The following is a 15,363-nucleotide window of genomic DNA, read 5'->3' on the forward strand; positions in this document are numbered from 1 at the left end:
AAGGCCTCGAACCTCGGCAGCCCGGTGACGCTGAACGCGCCGCAGAGCGCGCCGGCGCGGGCCTACGCGGATGCGGTGCGCCGGCTCAAGGGCGAGACGGTGGCGATGACCGTGCCGAGCGAGAAGCGGTCGCTTCTCGGCAAGCTGTTCACCAGGAGGGCGGCATGAACCTGCTGAGCTTCCTGTCGCGGCGCGGGACGGCGCCGGTGGCGCGCGAGCGCCTTCAGATCCTGCTGGCGCACGAGCGCACGGCCTTCGGCCGCTCGGACCTGGTGGCGGTGCTGCGCGAGGAGATCCTGGCGGTCATCGCCAAGCACGTCGCCATCGACCAGGAGAAGGTGAAGATCACCATGGAGCGGGGCGATGCCGTCTCGACCCTGGAGATCGACGTCGAGCTGCCCAAGACCCTCCACCGCGCGGCCTGACGCCGCTCGCGTCCACCCTTGCGCTCCCGCCCGGCCCGGGCGATTCAGGCATCCCCGGGCCCGGACGGAGCGCGCATTGGCGGACGCCTTTCCTCTGCACGACAAGCTGGCCCTGGTCACCGGGGCCGGCGGCGGCATCGGCGCGGCGCTCGCGGCCGGGCTCGCCCGGCGCGGTGCCCGCCTCGTCCTCGTCGACCGCGATCCCGACGGCCTCGCCCGCACCGAGGCGGCCGTCCGGGCACTCGGACGAGACGTCGGCGCCCATTGCCTCGACCTCACGGACGCCGCCGCCATCGCGGCCCTGCCGGAGACGGTCGCCGCCCGCCACGGGCCCCTCGACCTCCTCGTCAACAATGCGGGCGTGGCGCTCGCCGGCCGCTTCGCCGACCTCGACCTGCCCGATTTCGACTGGCTGATGGACGTGAACTTCCGCGCCGTGGTGCGGATGACCCACGCCTTCCTGCCCGTGCTCGAGAGCCGCCCCGCGGCCCAGATCGTCAACCTGTCGAGTCTCTACGGCCTCGTCGCACCCCCGGGCCAGACCGCCTATGCGGCGAGCAAGTTCGCGGTGCGCGGCTTCTCCGAGGCGCTGCGGCACGAATATGCCGGCAGCTCTCTCGGGGTCAGCGTCGTCCATCCGGGGGGCGTGGCCACCGCCATCGCCCGCAACGCCCGCGCCGGCCCGCGCCTCGACCCCGCCGAGGTCGCCCGCGGCAAGCAGGCGGCCGAGCGCTTCCTGCGCCTGTCCCCGGAGGCGGCGGCCGAGCGCATCCTCGCCGGCATCGCCCGCCGCGAACCCCGCATCGTCGTCGGCCGCGATGCCGCCCAGGTGGCGCTGATCCAGCGGCTGATGCCGGTGCGCTACTGGTCGCTGATCGCCCGCGCCATGGAGTGACCCGTGATGACCAGCCTGCGCGCCCATTTCTTCACCTGGATCATCCGCTGGCAGGTCCGACCGAAGATCGCCCGCGCCGGCGGCGACGTCGCGGCGATCCGGCGGGTCATGAACCAGGGCGGCTTCCCCGACCTGCCCGGCATCGCGTTTCGCGACGGCGAGGTCGGCGGCGTCCCGGGCGAGTGGGCCGAGCGCCCGGGCCTCGCGCCCGACGCGCCGCGCCTGCTCTACCTGCATGGCGGCGGCTTCATCGCCTGCTCGCCCCGCACCCACCGACCGTTCACCGGGGGCTTCGCCGCCCGGGGCTTCCGGGTGTTCTGCCCCGACTACCGCCTCGCCCCCGAGCACCCGTTCCCGGCCGCCCTCGACGACGCGGCCGCCTGCTGGTCGGCCTTCGCGGCCGCGGGCCCGGCCGGCATCGCGGGCGATTCCGCCGGCGGCAACCTGGCGCTCGCCCTGATGCTGCGGGCGCGCCGGGACGGGCTGCCGCAACCGCAGGCCGCCGTGCTGTTCTCGCCCTCGACCGACATGCTGGGGCAGGGCGCGTCGATGCGCACCAATGCCCGCCGCGACGCGATGTTCGACCCGACCAAGCTCCAGCACCTCGTCGACCTCTACCTCGCCGGCCACGACCCCGCCGACCCGCTCGCCTCGCCGCTCTACGGCGACCCCGCCGGCCTGCCGCCGCTCCTGTTCCACGTCGGCGAGCGGGAGGTGCTGCGCGACGATTCCGTGCGCTTCGCCGACAAGGCGCGGGCGGCGGGCGTGGACGCCGCCGTGAAGCTCTGGCCGGTGGTGCCGCATGTCTGGCAGCTCGCCCATTCGTTCGTGCCGGAGGGACGCCGCTCCCTGTCCGAGGCCGCCGCCTTCCTGAAGGAGCATGCGCGCGCGCCGGAGGCGGCGCGGTGACGGACGAGCCCGCCCGCGACGCCCCGCCCTGGCCGACGACCCCGCTCGCCGTCCTGGTGATCGGCGCGGGCTTTTCCGGCCTCGCCATGGCGATCCGCTGCCGCCAGGCCGGCATCGACGACGTGATGGTGGTCGAGAAGGCCGCTTCGGTCGGCGGGACCTGGCACACCAACACCTATCCGGGCGCGGCCTGCGACATCCCGGCCCATCTCTACGCGCTCTCCTTCGCGCCGAAGGCCGACTGGACCCGGACCTATGCCGGCCAGCCCGAGATCGCCGCCTATCTGGGCGGGCTGGTCGAGCGGTTCGACCTCGCGCGCGGCCTCGCCCTCTCCACCGCCGTCACCGGCGCTGTCTGGGACGAGGGGCGGGCGCTGTGGCGGGTCGAGACCGACCGCGGACCCGTCGAGGCCCGGGTGCTGGTCTCCGGCATGGGCGCCCTGCACCACCCGGCGCTGCCGGCGATCCCCGGCCTCTCCAGCTTCCGGGGCCCGCTCTTCCACACCGCCGCCTGGGACCACCGCGTGCCGCTCGCGGGCCGGCGCGTCGGCGTGATCGGCACGGGGGCGAGCGCGATCCAGGTCGTGCCGGCCATCGCCCCCCAGGTCGGCCGGCTGGTGCTGTTCCAGCGCACGCCGCCCTGGGTGATGCCGCGCAACGACCGGGCGATCGGCCCGCGGCTCCACGCCCTGTTTCGCCGTCTCCCGCTCGCGCGCCGGCTCTTGCGCGGCGCCCAGTTCTGGCTGCGGGAGGCGCAGGCGGGGCTCGGCTTCACCCGCGTCTCGCGCCTCACCCGCCTCGCCGAGATGGCGAGCCGGCTCCACCTGCGCCGCCAGGTCCGGGACCCGGCCCTGCGGGCGAAGCTCGCGCCCCCCTACCGCCTCGGCTGCAAGCGGGTGCTGATCTCCGACGAGTTCTACCCGGCCCTGACCCGGCCGAACGTGGCGCTCGAGACCGGCACGATCCGCGCCGTGACCCCGGACGGCGTGACGATGGCGGATGGCAGCCGCCACCCCCTCGACGTGCTGGTGCTCGCCACCGGGTTCGACGTCACCGCCTCGCTCGCCCGGGTGCCGGTGGTCGGCCGCGACGGGCTGATCCTCGCCCGCGCCTGGGGCGAGCGGGTGGCGGCGCATCGCGGCGTCGCGCTCGCGGGTTTCCCCAACTTCTTCATGCTGCTCGGCCCCAATACGGGGCTGGGCCACAACTCGGTCGTGCTGATGATCGAGGCGCAGGTCGAGTACGTCCTCGCCTGCCTCGCCGAGATGAAGGCGCGCCACCTCGCGGCGATCGAGCCGGCCCCGGAGGCCCAGGCGCGCCACCTCGCCGAGCTGGAGACGCGGCTGTCGGGCAGCATCTGGCAGCAGGGCGGCTGCGCCAGCTGGTACCAGGACGCGGCCGGCCACAACATCGCGCTCTGGCCCGGCACGGTAGTGGCCTACCGGCGGGCGATGCGGGCGCCGGACTGGTCCGAATTCGTGCTCACGCCCGCCCGGGGCGGGACGTGAGCGGGCGCCGCTCCCGCAACAGGCGTGGATCGCATCGCTGCGCTGCGGCGATAGCGCTTTGCGCCCGTCACGGACGCGTGCTATCGGCCCGTGCCAACTCAATACAGGCAGATTGCCCGGCAGAGCGCCCGGCACGGCGCCGATTCTGCGGCCTCTTCCGGGGTCCGCAGGCAGCAGGAGTTGGTTCATGGCCCGCATCATCACGGATTCGATCATCGAGGGCCTGACCTTCGACGACGTCCTGCTCCGCCCCGCCGCATCCTCGGTGATGCCCGCGGAGGTGAATCTCGGCACCCGCCTCACCCGCACGATCAAGCTCAACATGCCGATCATCGCCTCGGCGATGGACACGGTGACCGAGGCCCGGATGGCCATCGCGATGGCGCAGAACGGCGGCCTCGGGGTGATCCACCGCAACCTCGAGCCGCCGGAGCAGGCCGAGCAGGTGCGGCTGGTCAAGAAGTACGAGTCCGGCATGGTGCTCAACCCGATCACCATCCACCCGGACGAGACCCTGGCCGACGCCTACACGCTGATGCGCCAGCACGGCATCTCGGGGATTCCCGTGGTCGAGCGCGGCCCCAACGGCTCGCGCGGCAAGCTCGTCGGCATCCTGACCAACCGCGACACGCGGTTCGCCACCAACCAGAGCCAGCCGGTCGCCGAGCTAATGACCCGCGACCGGCTGATCACCGTGCGCGAGGGCGTGACCCAGGACGAGGCCAAGCGCCTGCTGCACCAGTTCCGCATCGAGAAGCTGCTCGTCGTCGACGACCACTACCGCTGCATCGGGCTGATCACCGTCAAGGACATCGAGAAGCAGGTCGCCTATCCGCACGCGATCAAGGACGAGCAGGGCCGCCTGCGGGTCGCGGCCGCCACCACGACCGGCGACGGCGGATTCGAGCGGGCCGAGCGCCTGATCGATGCCGGCTGCGACGTGATCGTGGTCGACACCGCCCACGGCCACTCGGCCAAGGTGCTGGAGAGCGTGCGCCGGGTGAAGACCCTGTCGAACGCCGTGCAGGTCATCGCTGGCAACGTCGCGACCCGCGAGGGCGCCCAGGCGCTGATCGATGCCGGCGCCGACGCCATCAAGGTCGGCATCGGCCCGGGCTCGATCTGCACCACCCGCATCGTCGCCGGCGTCGGCGTGCCCCAGCTCACCGCCATCATGGAGGCGGTCGAGGCCGGCAACGAGGCCGACGTGCCGGTGATCGCCGACGGCGGCATCAAGTACTCGGGCGACCTCGCCAAGGCGATCGCCGCCGGCGCCTCGGTGGCGATGCTCGGCTCGCTGCTCGCCGGCACGGACGAGGCCCCCGGCGAGGTGTTCCTATACCAGGGCCGCTCGTACAAGAGCTACCGCGGCATGGGCTCGGTCGGCGCCATGGCGCGCGGCTCGGCCGACCGCTACTTCCAGGCCGAGGTCAGCGACACCCACAAGCTCGTGCCGGAGGGCATCGAGGGCCAGGTCCCCTACAAGGGCCCAGTCGCGGCGGTGCTGCACCAGCTCTCGGGCGGCCTGCGCGCCGCCATGGGCTATGTCGGCGCTCCGTCGATCCCGGAGATGCAGGAGAAGGCGCAGTTCATCCGCATCACCAATGCGGGCCTGCGCGAGAGCCACGTCCACGACGTGACGATCACCCGCGAGAGCCCGAACTACCCGGGCCGCGTGTGACGCGCTGATCGCTGCGTCGGAGCCGGTCCCGGCTCCGACCGCACGATGACGGCCGGGGGCTCGCCACGGTGCCCCCGGACCGACGACTCCCGCCCTCGAATTGGTCGAAACATCCTCCCCGCGTCCGGACGTCGCCGGCGCGGGACCTCCGAGGCGCGGTCGAGGAGGCCCTGCCCGGGACGATCCCGCCGGCCTCAGTTCCCCTGCGCCCCTCCGGGCGCCGATCCGAGTCGCTTGGCCAGCCGCTCGATCCGCTCGGCGGTGCGCTGGACGGTCTCGGCGAGGCGCGCCTCGGCGCCCTCGCGCTCGGCGGTGCCGGCATCGCTGGATTCGCGCAACGCCGCGGTCTCGCGCTCCATCGCCTCCATCCGGCGCTTCGTCTCGGCCAGCTCGTCCGCCAGGGTCAGCGCCGCCATGACGTGCAGGCGCATGTCGCCGATCTCGCCGAAGGCCTTGCGCATGTCGCCGATGCGGGCGTCGAAGCTCGCGGCCAGCCCCTCGAGATGGCGCTCCTCGCCCTCGCCGCAGGCCATGCGGTAGGTCTTGCCGGCGATGGTGACGGTCACTTGGGGCATGGAGTCACCTGGGGGGAGTCACCTGGGGGGAATGGAATCGCCCGGGGCATCGGTCCGCCGGTCGGTGGACGATCGGGGCTGGGGACGATCGGGGCTGGGGACGATCGTGACTGGGGACGATCGGGACTTGGGACGATCAAGACTGGGCTGTCGAAGGCCGTTGTCGGACGGAGGGCCGGGGGAGGGCGGTCAGGCCTCGCCGCGCTCGCCGGCGCGGCCGAGCACGCCCTCGACGGTGCCGATGGCGCGGCCGAGGCGGTGGTCCACGTCCTCGGTCACGGATTGCACCTCGGCGAGGCGCGCCGTCGCCCCGTCCAGCTCCGCGGCCAGCCGGGCCCGGTCGTCGCGCATGATCTCGAGCTCGGTCTCGAGGTCGCTGTGGCTGCGTTCCGCGTCGAGCCGGCGCGCCACCGCGGATTCGAGGAGGGCCACCGAGGCTTCGAGGCGGCGCAGCGCTTCCTCCACCGCTGCGGTCATGCTGATCTCCGAAAACGCGACAATCCGAGAAAAACCCTAAAGCGCCGCGCCGCGCCTCGCAATCGCCGTGCCGGATTCGCGCAGGCTTCCCGGGGCGAGGCTGGGGACAATCAGGCCGCCGCGGCGACCTCGAGCCGGTTCCGGCCGCCGGCCTTGGCCCGGTAGAGCGCCCGGTCGGCGGCCGAGAGCAGCGCCGGCAGATCCCGGTCGTCGGCCCCGGACACCGCGAGGCCGACGCTGACGGTCGCCGGGATGCCGGGGCCGTCGCGATCCGTCGCCGCCGCCGCGAAGGCCCGGGCGACGTCCTCGCCGACCCGCCGGGCCGCCGCCACGTCGAGCCCGGGCAGGAGGCCGGCGAATTCCTCGCCGCCGAGCCGGCCGATCACGGCGCCGGGCCCGGCGATCCGCCGGGTGGTATCGGCGAAGAGCCGCAGCACCGCGTCGCCGGCGGCGTGGCCGTGGCGGTCGTTGATCGCCTTGAAGTGGTCGAGGTCGAACGCGAGCAGGGCCGCCGGCCGCTCCGGCGCCAGCCCGGCCAGGAGCCGGTCGCCGGCCTCGAAGAAGCCGTGGCGGTTGGCGATGCCGGTGAGGTAGTCGGTGCGCGACGCCGCGACCGCCTGGGCCTGGGCCTCCTCGCGCACCAGCGCGATCAGGCTCATCGGCATGGCGACGGAGTAGAGCACGCCCTCGTACATCGTCGCCTTGCCGAAGGCCGGCAGCAGCCCGTCGCCATAGGCCGCGACGAGCACCGGCGTCAGGACCGCCCGCGCCAGGTTGAACAGCGCGTGGCCGCCCGACACCGCGATCGCGACCTGCCGCGCCCGCAGCGGCCGGGCGGTGCGGCTGCGCACCAGCGCGAGCGCGGTCAGCCCGCAGGCCAGCGCGATCGGCAGCGAGGCGACGTAGTTCCAGAACGGCCCGGGAAAGTGCACCCCGAGGGTGGCCCACAGGAGGGCGAGGCCGGCGAGCACCCCGAGCGGCAGGCGCAGCCGCGCCCGCCCGTCGAGGTGGCGCACCCCATGCAGCACCATCAGGTAGCCGGTCACGATCACCAGGTTGACGAGCGCCGGCCCGAGGATGCCCGGCAGGAGCGTCCGGTTCATCGCCAGGACGAGGCCCGCCGCGAAGGTCAGGCAGGCGCCGGCCCAGATCCCGAGCTCGCGGGCCCGCCGCGGATGCGCCTGGCGCTCCCAGAGCGTCATCGCGCCGGCGACGAGCAGCGTCCCGACGATCAGGCAATAGAGGGTGTGGAGATCGATCTGCATGGTGTCGTCACCTGTACCTCCCGGCATACAGGTCGGTGGACGCAATCTTCGTTACGGTTCCCGCCGTCGCCCGCTCCATGCTCTTGCATGGTTAAACGTCTCTCCCGAAGCTCTCGTGCATCGACGTCGTCGCGCGACGGTGACGGCGCTGCCCCGGAACGATGGGCGAAAGGTCGGCGCGCCCGCGGACGGTGCCAAATGAGGTTTAATCCGGCGCAAGACCATGCGACGCGGCCGGATCGCCGCTGGCGCGGGGCGGGGTTTTCCCCAAGGCCCCGCTCGGGTTTGACACGCCCCGGCGCCATGATAGGAAGCCGGCGCCCCCCGCCGGGCGACTGTCGCCGGCGGATTGACGGAATACGAGCTGCCGTGACGCCTCCCGTGCTCTCCGCCCGTACCGTCCCCGTCGGGACGGCAGGCGTGTGCGGGACCACGGGCGCAGCGGGCCCCGCCGGCCGGAGCCGGTCCCCCATCAGCCTCGCCTCCCGCCGCGCCGGCCCGCCCCGGCCCGCCGCCGGGACCCTTCGGCTCCCGCGAGCGCCACGCCTTCACGGGGCGATCCACCCTCGAGAGGCCCTCCGCCTCCGAGGGGCGACGCGCCCCCAACACCTCCGCCACGCCTAACCCCAAGGGAGACAACACATGACGGTCAAGGTCGCCATCAACGGCTTCGGACGCATCGGCCGCAACGTCCTGCGCGCCATCAAGGAAGCCGGTCGCACCGACATCGAGGTCGTGGCCATCAACGATCTCGGCCCGGTCGAGACCAACGCCCACCTGCTGCGCTTCGATTCGGTCCACGGCAAGTTCCCCGGCACCGTCACGGTCGAGGGCGACCACATCGTGGTCGACGGCCAGCGCATCCGGGTCACCGCGATCAAGAACCCGGCCGAGCTGCCCCACCGCGAGCTCGGCGTCGACATCGCGATGGAATGCACCGGCATCTTCACCTCGAAGGACAAGGCGAAGCTCCACCTCGATGCCGGCGCCAAGCGCGTCCTCGTGTCCGCTCCCGCGGACGGCGCCGACCTCACGGTCGTCTACGGCGTGAACCACGACAAGCTGACGGCCGACCACCTGGTGGTCTCCAACGCCTCGTGCACCACCAACTGCCTGGCTCCGGTCGCCAAGGTGCTCAACGATGCCGTCGGCATCGAGCGCGGCTTCATGACCACGATCCACTCCTACACCAACGACCAGCCGTCGCTGGACCAGATGCACAAGGACCTCTACCGCGCCCGCGCCGCGTCCCTGTCGATGATCCCGACCACGACCGGCGCCGCCAAGGCCGTCGGCCTGGTGCTGCCGGAGCTGAACGGCCGCCTCGACGGCACCTCGATCCGCGTGCCGACCCCGAACGTCTCGGTCGTCGACTTCAAGTTCAACTCCAAGCGCGCCACCTCGGTCGCCGAGATCAACGAGGCGATCAAGACGGCTGCGAACGGCCCGCTCAAGGGCGTGCTCGGCTTCACCGAGGCCCCGAACGTCTCGATCGACTTCAACCACGACCCCCATTCCTCGACCTTCCACATCGACCAGACCAAGGTCATGGACGGCACCTTCGTGCGCGTGCTGACCTGGTACGACAACGAGTGGGGCTTCTCGAACCGCATGGCCGACACCGCCATCGCGATGGCCAAGCTCATCTGATCACGGCCGACGCGACGGGCCGGCTCCCCCGGGCGCCGGCCTTCGCTTTCGGGCGGCCCCGGCGCGGGGCCGCCCGCTTCGTCCCGAGACGACTTTGCCTTCAAGGATTCGCCCCCGAGGATCCGCCGATGACCGACGCCGTGCCCGCCCCCCGCCCCGCGAACGCCGCCGACGCCGCCCTGCTGCAGGGGCAGGTTCCGACTCCGGCCGCTCCGCCGCCGAACGCGACCTCCGTCGTCCCGGCGCACGTCCCGCCGGCTTCCGTTCCCGCTCAGGTCTCCGCGCAGCCGCAGCCCTTCGCGCTGCCGCCGCAGGTCGCCGACCAGCTCGCCCGCATCGAGGACAAGGCCTCGCGGATCGAGGACAAGTACGCCCGCTCCGAGGCCCTGCTCGCCCGCGTCGAGGACCGGGTCGAGGCGGCCGGCGCCCGCATGAACGAGGCCGCCCGCCAGTCCGACCTCGCGGCCCTGCGCGCCGAGGTCCGGGCGCTCTCCGACCGCACCCGCCGCCTGCCGGGCGCCGGCGCCCTGATCCTCACCGCCATCGTCACGGCCGTGCTCACGGTGGCGCTGACCCTGGTGGCCCAGCGCCTCAACCTCCAGTCCCTGATCCCGCTGCGCTGATCCGCGCCGCGCCACCCCCACAAGGTGCCCCGCCGATGACCCAGTTCCGTACCCTCGACGATGCCGGCGACCTGAAGGGCAAGCGCGTCCTCGTCCGCGTCGACTTCAACGTGCCGATGGATCAGGGCCGCGTCACCGACGCCACCCGCATCCAGCGCGTGCTGCCGACCCTCAACGAGCTCGTCGAGGCCGGCGCCAAGGTGATCCTGCTCGCGCATTTCGGCCGCCCGAAGGGCAAGCCGGTCGCGGCCGAGTCCCTGCGCCCGATCGCCGAGGCCACCGCTTCGGCGCTCGGCCGCCCGGTCGCCTTCGCGGAGGATTGCATCGGCGAGACGGCCGCGTCGGCCGTGGCGGCGCTCAAGGACGGCGACGTCCTGATGCTGGAGAACACCCGCTTCCACGCCGGCGAGGAGAAGAACGACAAGGCCTTCGTCGAGGCGCTCGCCGCCAACGGCGACGTCTACGTCAACGAGGCCTTTTCCGCCGCCCACCGGGCGCACGCCTCGACGGAAGGCCTCGCCCACGTGCTCCCGGCCTATGCCGGCCGCCTGATGCAGGCCGAGCTCGACGCGCTGACCAAAGGCCTCGAGGCCCCGGCCCGGCCGGTGGTGGCGATCGTCGGCGGCTCCAAGGTCTCGACCAAGATCGACCTCCTGAAGAATCTCGTCGCCAAGGTCGACGCCCTGGTGATCGGCGGCGGCATGGCCAACACCTTCCTGCACGCCGCCGGCCTCGGCGTCGGCAAGTCGCTGTGCGAGCGCGATCTGGCCGCCACCGCCCAGGCGATCATCGAGGCGGCGCGCGAGAACAACTGCGCCATCATCCTGCCGGTCGACGGCGTGGTGGCGGAAGAGTTCAAGGCCGGCGCCCCCCATCACACCTACGGGGTCGACGCGATCCCCGAGACCGGCATGATCCTCGACATCGGCGCCCTGTCGGTCGACCGGATCGCGGCCGCGATCGACGACGCCAAGACCCTGGTGTGGAACGGCCCCGTCGGCGCCTTCGAGATCGCGCCCTTCGACCAGGGCACGGTGGCGGCGGCCCGCCACGCGGCGGCGCGCACCAAGGCCGGCCAGCTCGTCTCGGTGGCGGGTGGCGGCGACACGGTGGCGGCGCTCAACCATGCCGGCGTGTCGGCGGACTTCACCTACATCTCGACCGCCGGCGGCGCCTTCCTCGAATGGCTCGAGGGCAAGCCGCTCCCGGGCGTCGACGCCCTGCGCCGGCAAGCTTGAGGGTTCCGTTCAGGTCGGCTGCGTTAGGACGCCGGCCGACCCATCCGCTATAATCCAGCTATACTGACGATCTCGGAGGATTTCGACATGGCGCGCATCACGCTCAGGCAGCTTCTCGACCACGCCGCCGAGCACGGCTACGGGGTGCCGGCCTTCAACATCAACAACATGGAGCAGGGCCTCGCCATCATGGCGGCGGCCGACGCCACCGACTCGCCGGTGATCCTGCAGGCGAGCCGCGGCGCCCGCTCCTACGCCAACGACGTCGTGCTGGCCAAGCTGATCGACGGCCTCGTCGAGATCTACCCGCACATCCCGGTCTGCATGCACCTCGACCACGGGAACAACGAGGCGACCTGCGCCACCGCGATCCAGTACGGCTTCACCTCGGTGATGATGGACGGATCGCTCAAGGCCGACGGCAAGACCCCGGCGGACTACAACTACAACGTCGAGATTACCCGCAAGGTGACCGAGATGGCGCACTGGGCCGGCTGCTCGGTCGAGGGCGAGCTCGGCGTGCTCGGCTCGCTCGAGAGCGGCGAGGGCGAGGCCGAGGACGGCCACGGCGCCGAGGGCGTGCTGTCGCACGACCAGCTGCTCACCGACCCGGCCGAGGCGGAAAAATTCGTGGCGGCCACCAAGGTCGACGCGCTCGCGGTCGCGATGGGCACCTCGCACGGCGCCTACAAGTTCACCCGCAAGCCCGACGGCGCGGTGCTGGCGATGAACGTGATCGAGGAGATCCACCGCCGCCTGCCCAACACCCACCTGGTGATGCACGGCTCCTCGTCGGTCCCGCAGGACCTGCAGGACATCATCAACCAGTACGGCGGCGAGATGAAGCCGACCTGGGGCGTGCCGGTGGAGGAGATCCAGCGCGGCATCAAGCACGGCGTGCGCAAGATCAACATCGACACCGACAACCGGATGGCGATGACCGGCCAGATCCGCAAGATCCTGCAGGAGAACAAGGCCGAGTTCGATCCGCGCAAGTACCTGAAGCCGGCGATGGACGCGATGACGAAGCTCTGCAAGCAGCGCTTCGAGGAGTTCGGTACGGCCGGCAACGCCGGCAAGATCCGCCCGATCGCGCTCTCCGAGATGGCCAAGCGCTACGCCGCCGGCAAGCTCGACCCGTCCTTCGCCCCCTCGAAGGCCGCCGCGGAGTGATCCCGGCGCGGCGCTGCGGCTCGCGCCGCATCGCCGCCCCATTGACCATGCAGCAGGGCGGGCGGCCGGCGGGCCGTCCGCCCCGCGCGTTTTCGACACCCCCGTCCCGACCCCTCGCGACAGACTGAAGATGGCCGATCCCCAGACCCGCCTGATCCTCCTCACCGCCCCCGAGGCCGGCCCGGACCTCGGCCAGCGCCTGGCGCGCGCGGTCGCGGCCGGCGACGTCGCCGCGGTGATCCTGCGCCTGCCGCCCGGCGAGGAGCGGGCGCTCGTCAACGCCGTCAAGGCGGTGGCGCCCGCGGTGCAGGAGGCCGGCGCCGCCCTGGTGCTGGCCGGCGGCGGCGGCATCGATCTCGCCACCGTGGCCTCCCGCAGCGGCGCCGACGGCGTCCACGTCCCGGCCAATCACGGCGCGGAGGACCGGGCGGAGGCGGACATCCCCGCCGAGGCCGACGGCGAGGAGGACGAGGAGGAGGACGGCGACAGCCCGCTGCGCGCGCTCCGCGAGCGCCTGCGCGACGGCCGCATCCTCGGGGTCGGGCGCCTGCGCACCAAGCACGCCGCCATGGAAGCGGGCGAGGCCGGCGCCGACTACGTCCTGTTCGGCGACGAGGGCAAGCTCGCCCACGACGACCTCGTGGCGCGGCTGACCTGGTGGGTCGAGATCTTCGAGACGCCCTGCATCGCGCTCGCCCGCGACCTCGCGGCGGTGCCGGACCTCCTCGCCACGGGGGCGGAGTTCATCGGCCTCGATCCGGTCCTGTGGGCCGGGGAGGGGGGCGAGGCCGCGGTCGCCGAGGTGCAGCGGATGATCCAGGACCGCCCGGCCGGGGAGGGGTGAGGATGCGCTCCACCCGCCTCGCGCTCGGTCTCGCCGTCGCCCTCGCCGCCGGACCGGCCGCGGCCAGGCCAACGCCCGCGACCCCGCCGGCCGCCGGCACGGCCCTGCCGGGCGGCGTGCTGCCGGTCCAGCCCGGGGTGTCCCCGCTCGGCAGCCAGACCTTCGGCGCGCCCAACAAGACCCTGCCGGGCGCGGCCTCGCTGCCGCCGGCGCCGTCGAAGGACCCGAACGCCGACCTCGCCTACGGCGCCTACCAGCGCGGCTTCTACGTCACGGCCTTCAAGGAGGCGACGAAGCGGCTCGAGGCCAACAAGACCGACTTTCCCGCCATGACCCTGCTGGCGGAACTCTACAGCCAGGGTCTGGGGGTGCGCCAGGATCCCGCCCGCGCCGCCGAATGGTACCGGCTCGCGGCCAATCTCGGCGATCCCCACGCCGCGGCGACGCTCGGCATGATGCAGATCGAGGGCCGCGGCGTTGCGAAGGACCAGGCCGCCGGCCGCGCCCTCCTGGAGAAGGCCGCCGCCCGGGCCGATGCGACGGCGAGCTACAACCTCGCCCTGATCCTGCTCGGCACCGGCGTGCCCGCCGACCTGACCCGGGCCGCCGACCTGCTGCGCCAGGCCGCCCACCAGGAACTGGCCCCGGCCCAGCACGCGCTGGGCGTCCTCCACCTCCAGGGACGCGGGATGCCGAAGGACACCGCCAAGGCGGCGGACTGGTTCCGCCGCGCCGCCGACAACGGCGATTTGCCCGGCGAGGTCGAGTACTCGATCCTGCTGTTCAACGGCGAGGGCGTGGCGAAGGACGAGGCCCGCGCCGCCCGCTACTTCCGCCACGCCGCCTTCCGGGGCAACGCCGTGGCCCAGAACCGCGTCGCCCGGCTCTATGCCAGCGGCCGCGGCGTCCCGAAGAACCTCGTCGAGGCCGCGGCCTGGGACATGGCCGCCCGGGCGCAGGGGCTCTCGGATGCCTGGCTGACCCAGGCGGTGTCCGGACTCAGCGCGGAGGAGAAGGCCCGCGCCGAGCGGCTGGCGGCGGACCGGGCGGGGCCGTGAGCGGGGCCTGCCGGCGCGCACCAGCCCCGCATCGCCCGAAAAGTGGTTTCCTCGCCTCGTGCCGATGCTCTAGAGCCAATCACCAGCCAAGCGCCCCGCCCCCCCGCGGACGCGCGCTCTTGCCGTTTTCATCCGACGCGGGCGCCAGCGCCCGCCCCAAAGGACTTCGCCCATGACCCCGACCCGCATTCCGGGAGCCGCCTCCCGATGATCGTCTCCCCCCTGATGACCGTGATGGTCGATGCCGTGCGCAAGGCGGCGCGCGGGCTCAAGCGCGATTTCGGCGAGATCGAGAACCTGCAGGTCTCGCGAAAGGGCCCGGGCGACTTCGTCACCGCGGCCGACCGCAAGGCCGAGGCGACCCTGCGCGAGGCGCTGATGAAGGCGCGGCCGGGCTACGGCCTGATCATGGAGGAGAGCGGGGTCATCGAGGGCCAGGACAAGACCCATACCTGGCACGTCGACCCCCTCGACGGCACCACCAACTTCCTGCACGGCGTGCCGCATTTCTGCATCTCGGTCGGCCTCGAGCGCGAGGGCACGATCGTCGCCGCGGTGATCTACGAGCCGATCAAGGACGAGCTCTACCTCGCCGAGCGCGGCAAGGGTGCCTTCCTCAACAACAAGCGCCTGCGGGTCGCCGGCCGGCAGGACCTCGCCGACAGCCTGGCGCTCTACGGCTCGCCCTATCTCGGCCGCGGCAGCCATCCGCGCCTGCTCAAGGAGCTCGCGGCCGTGATGGCGGTGACCGGCGGCGTGCGCCAGACCGGCTCGGCCGCCCTCGACCTCGCGGCGGTGGCCTGCGGCCGGGCCGACGTCTACTGGGAGCGCGACATCAAGACCTGGGACATGGCCGCCGGCCTGCTCCTGGTGCGCGAGGCGGGCGGTTTCGCCAGCAGCGCCGACGGCGGCGCCGACCCGATGACCGCCGGCTCGGTCGCCTGCGGCAACGAGGTGCTGCAGCGCGAGCTCGTCGCCATCCTGCGCAAGGTCGGCGGCTGACCCCGCCCGCCGGGCCGGCTTCCTGCCGGTCCGGACCTTC

Annotated in this window: 15 protein-coding genes and 1 pseudogene; 13 read left to right on the forward strand and 3 right to left on the reverse strand. The window is 72.9% G+C overall.

The genetic code is table 11. The annotated features are described in order from the left end of the window. From BMX97_RS10295 to guaB, 6 genes and pseudogenes are all read left to right on the forward strand, one after another. Positions 1–168: pseudogene (locus BMX97_RS10295) on the forward strand (septum site-determining protein MinD); the annotation flags it as partial. After that, complete coding sequence (minE, locus tag BMX97_RS10300) at positions 165–425, forward strand: cell division topological specificity factor MinE (RefSeq protein ID WP_091749056.1); 261 nt, start codon at positions 165–167, stop codon at positions 423–425. The pseudogene BMX97_RS10295 and the gene minE, both read left to right, overlap by 4 nt. Positions 426–501: 76 nt before the next feature. Then, a complete protein-coding gene (locus tag BMX97_RS10305; protein WP_091749058.1) occupies positions 502–1,320 on the forward strand; it encodes an SDR family NAD(P)-dependent oxidoreductase in 819 nt (272 codons plus the stop codon). Positions 1,321–1,326: 6 nt separating this feature from the next. Further along, on the forward strand, positions 1,327–2,229 hold the full coding sequence (locus BMX97_RS10310; protein ID WP_091749060.1) for an alpha/beta hydrolase: 903 nt from the start codon (positions 1,327–1,329) through the stop codon (positions 2,227–2,229). Next, entirely contained in the window at positions 2,226–3,737 is a 1,512-nt protein-coding gene (locus BMX97_RS10315; RefSeq protein WP_244538371.1) for a flavin-containing monooxygenase, read from the forward strand. Before BMX97_RS10310 ends, BMX97_RS10315 begins: the two co-directional genes overlap by 4 nt. 187 nt (positions 3,738–3,924) lie before the next feature. Continuing rightward, a complete protein-coding gene (guaB, locus tag BMX97_RS10320) occupies positions 3,925–5,418 on the forward strand; it encodes an IMP dehydrogenase (RefSeq protein ID WP_091749063.1) in 1,494 nt (497 codons plus the stop codon). A gap of 194 nt (positions 5,419–5,612) precedes the next feature. On the opposite strand, the gene BMX97_RS10325 is transcribed toward guaB, so the two are convergent. From BMX97_RS10325 to BMX97_RS10335, 3 genes are all read right to left on the reverse strand, one after another. Then, positions 5,613–5,993, reverse strand: a complete 381-nt coding sequence (locus BMX97_RS10325) for a cell division protein ZapA (protein ID WP_091749066.1) — start codon at positions 5,991–5,993, stop codon at positions 5,613–5,615. 189 nt (positions 5,994–6,182) lie between these two features. Then, positions 6,183–6,470 (reverse strand): DUF4164 domain-containing protein, encoded by a 288-nt coding sequence (locus tag BMX97_RS10330; RefSeq protein WP_048430045.1) that lies wholly within the window; start codon positions 6,468–6,470, stop codon positions 6,183–6,185. Positions 6,471–6,580: 110 nt separating this feature from the next. Next, positions 6,581–7,735 (reverse strand): GGDEF domain-containing protein, encoded by a 1,155-nt coding sequence (locus tag BMX97_RS10335; protein ID WP_091749069.1) that lies wholly within the window; start codon positions 7,733–7,735, stop codon positions 6,581–6,583. 642 nt (positions 7,736–8,377) lie between these two features. Here BMX97_RS10335 and gap point away from each other — a divergent pair. From gap to BMX97_RS10370, 7 genes are all read left to right on the forward strand, one after another. Next, the gene (gene gap / locus BMX97_RS10340; protein ID WP_091749072.1) at positions 8,378–9,385 is read left to right on the forward strand and encodes a type I glyceraldehyde-3-phosphate dehydrogenase; all 1,008 of its coding nucleotides are present in this window, start codon (positions 8,378–8,380) and stop codon (positions 9,383–9,385) included. A 128-nt stretch (positions 9,386–9,513) separates the two neighbouring features. Further along, the gene (locus BMX97_RS10345; protein WP_091749075.1) at positions 9,514–10,008 is read left to right on the forward strand and encodes a hypothetical protein; all 495 of its coding nucleotides are present in this window, start codon (positions 9,514–9,516) and stop codon (positions 10,006–10,008) included. 35 nt (positions 10,009–10,043) lie between these two features. Continuing rightward, entirely contained in the window at positions 10,044–11,246 is a 1,203-nt protein-coding gene (locus BMX97_RS10350; protein ID WP_091749080.1) for a phosphoglycerate kinase, read from the forward strand. A gap of 87 nt (positions 11,247–11,333) precedes the next feature. Next, on the forward strand, positions 11,334–12,419 hold the full coding sequence (gene fba / locus BMX97_RS10355) for a class II fructose-bisphosphate aldolase (RefSeq protein WP_060849785.1): 1,086 nt from the start codon (positions 11,334–11,336) through the stop codon (positions 12,417–12,419). A gap of 130 nt (positions 12,420–12,549) precedes the next feature. Then, entirely contained in the window at positions 12,550–13,263 is a 714-nt protein-coding gene (locus BMX97_RS10360) for a thiamine phosphate synthase (protein ID WP_091749083.1), read from the forward strand. A gap of 2 nt (positions 13,264–13,265) precedes the next feature. Then, positions 13,266–14,321, forward strand: a complete 1,056-nt coding sequence (locus tag BMX97_RS10365; RefSeq protein ID WP_091749086.1) for a tetratricopeptide repeat protein — start codon at positions 13,266–13,268, stop codon at positions 14,319–14,321. 207 nt (positions 14,322–14,528) lie between these two features. After that, a complete protein-coding gene (locus BMX97_RS10370; RefSeq protein WP_060849787.1) occupies positions 14,529–15,323 on the forward strand; it encodes an inositol monophosphatase family protein in 795 nt (264 codons plus the stop codon). The last annotated feature ends 40 nt before the right edge of the window (positions 15,324–15,363 follow it).

Source organism: Methylobacterium sp. ap11 (genome assembly GCF_900110515.1).
Taxonomy (GTDB): domain Bacteria; phylum Pseudomonadota; class Alphaproteobacteria; order Rhizobiales; family Beijerinckiaceae; genus Methylobacterium; species Methylobacterium ajmalii.

What these genes read in the sequence shown, in the direction of transcription:
- minE (WP_091749056.1), top strand. Translation starts at nt 165, where the DNA reads ATGAACCTGCTGAGCTTCCTGTCGCGGCGCGGGACGGCGCCGGTGGCG.
- BMX97_RS10310 (WP_091749060.1), top strand. Translation starts at nt 1,327, where the DNA reads ATGACCAGCCTGCGCGCCCATTTCTTCACCTGGATCATCCGCTGGCAG.
- guaB (WP_091749063.1), top strand. Translation starts at nt 3,925, where the DNA reads ATGGCCCGCATCATCACGGATTCGATCATCGAGGGCCTGACCTTCGAC.
- BMX97_RS10325 (WP_091749066.1), bottom strand. Translation starts at nt 5,993, where the DNA reads ATGCCCCAAGTGACCGTCACCATCGCCGGCAAGACCTACCGCATGGCC.
- BMX97_RS10330 (WP_048430045.1), bottom strand. Translation starts at nt 6,470, where the DNA reads ATGACCGCAGCGGTGGAGGAAGCGCTGCGCCGCCTCGAAGCCTCGGTG.
- BMX97_RS10335 (WP_091749069.1), bottom strand. Translation starts at nt 7,735, where the DNA reads ATGCAGATCGATCTCCACACCCTCTATTGCCTGATCGTCGGGACGCTG.
- gap (WP_091749072.1), top strand. Translation starts at nt 8,378, where the DNA reads ATGACGGTCAAGGTCGCCATCAACGGCTTCGGACGCATCGGCCGCAAC.
- BMX97_RS10345 (WP_091749075.1), top strand. Translation starts at nt 9,514, where the DNA reads ATGACCGACGCCGTGCCCGCCCCCCGCCCCGCGAACGCCGCCGACGCC.
- BMX97_RS10350 (WP_091749080.1), top strand. Translation starts at nt 10,044, where the DNA reads ATGACCCAGTTCCGTACCCTCGACGATGCCGGCGACCTGAAGGGCAAG.
- fba (WP_060849785.1), top strand. Translation starts at nt 11,334, where the DNA reads ATGGCGCGCATCACGCTCAGGCAGCTTCTCGACCACGCCGCCGAGCAC.
- BMX97_RS10360 (WP_091749083.1), top strand. Translation starts at nt 12,550, where the DNA reads ATGGCCGATCCCCAGACCCGCCTGATCCTCCTCACCGCCCCCGAGGCC.
- BMX97_RS10365 (WP_091749086.1), top strand. Translation starts at nt 13,266, where the DNA reads ATGCGCTCCACCCGCCTCGCGCTCGGTCTCGCCGTCGCCCTCGCCGCC.
- BMX97_RS10370 (WP_060849787.1), top strand. Translation starts at nt 14,529, where the DNA reads ATGATCGTCTCCCCCCTGATGACCGTGATGGTCGATGCCGTGCGCAAG.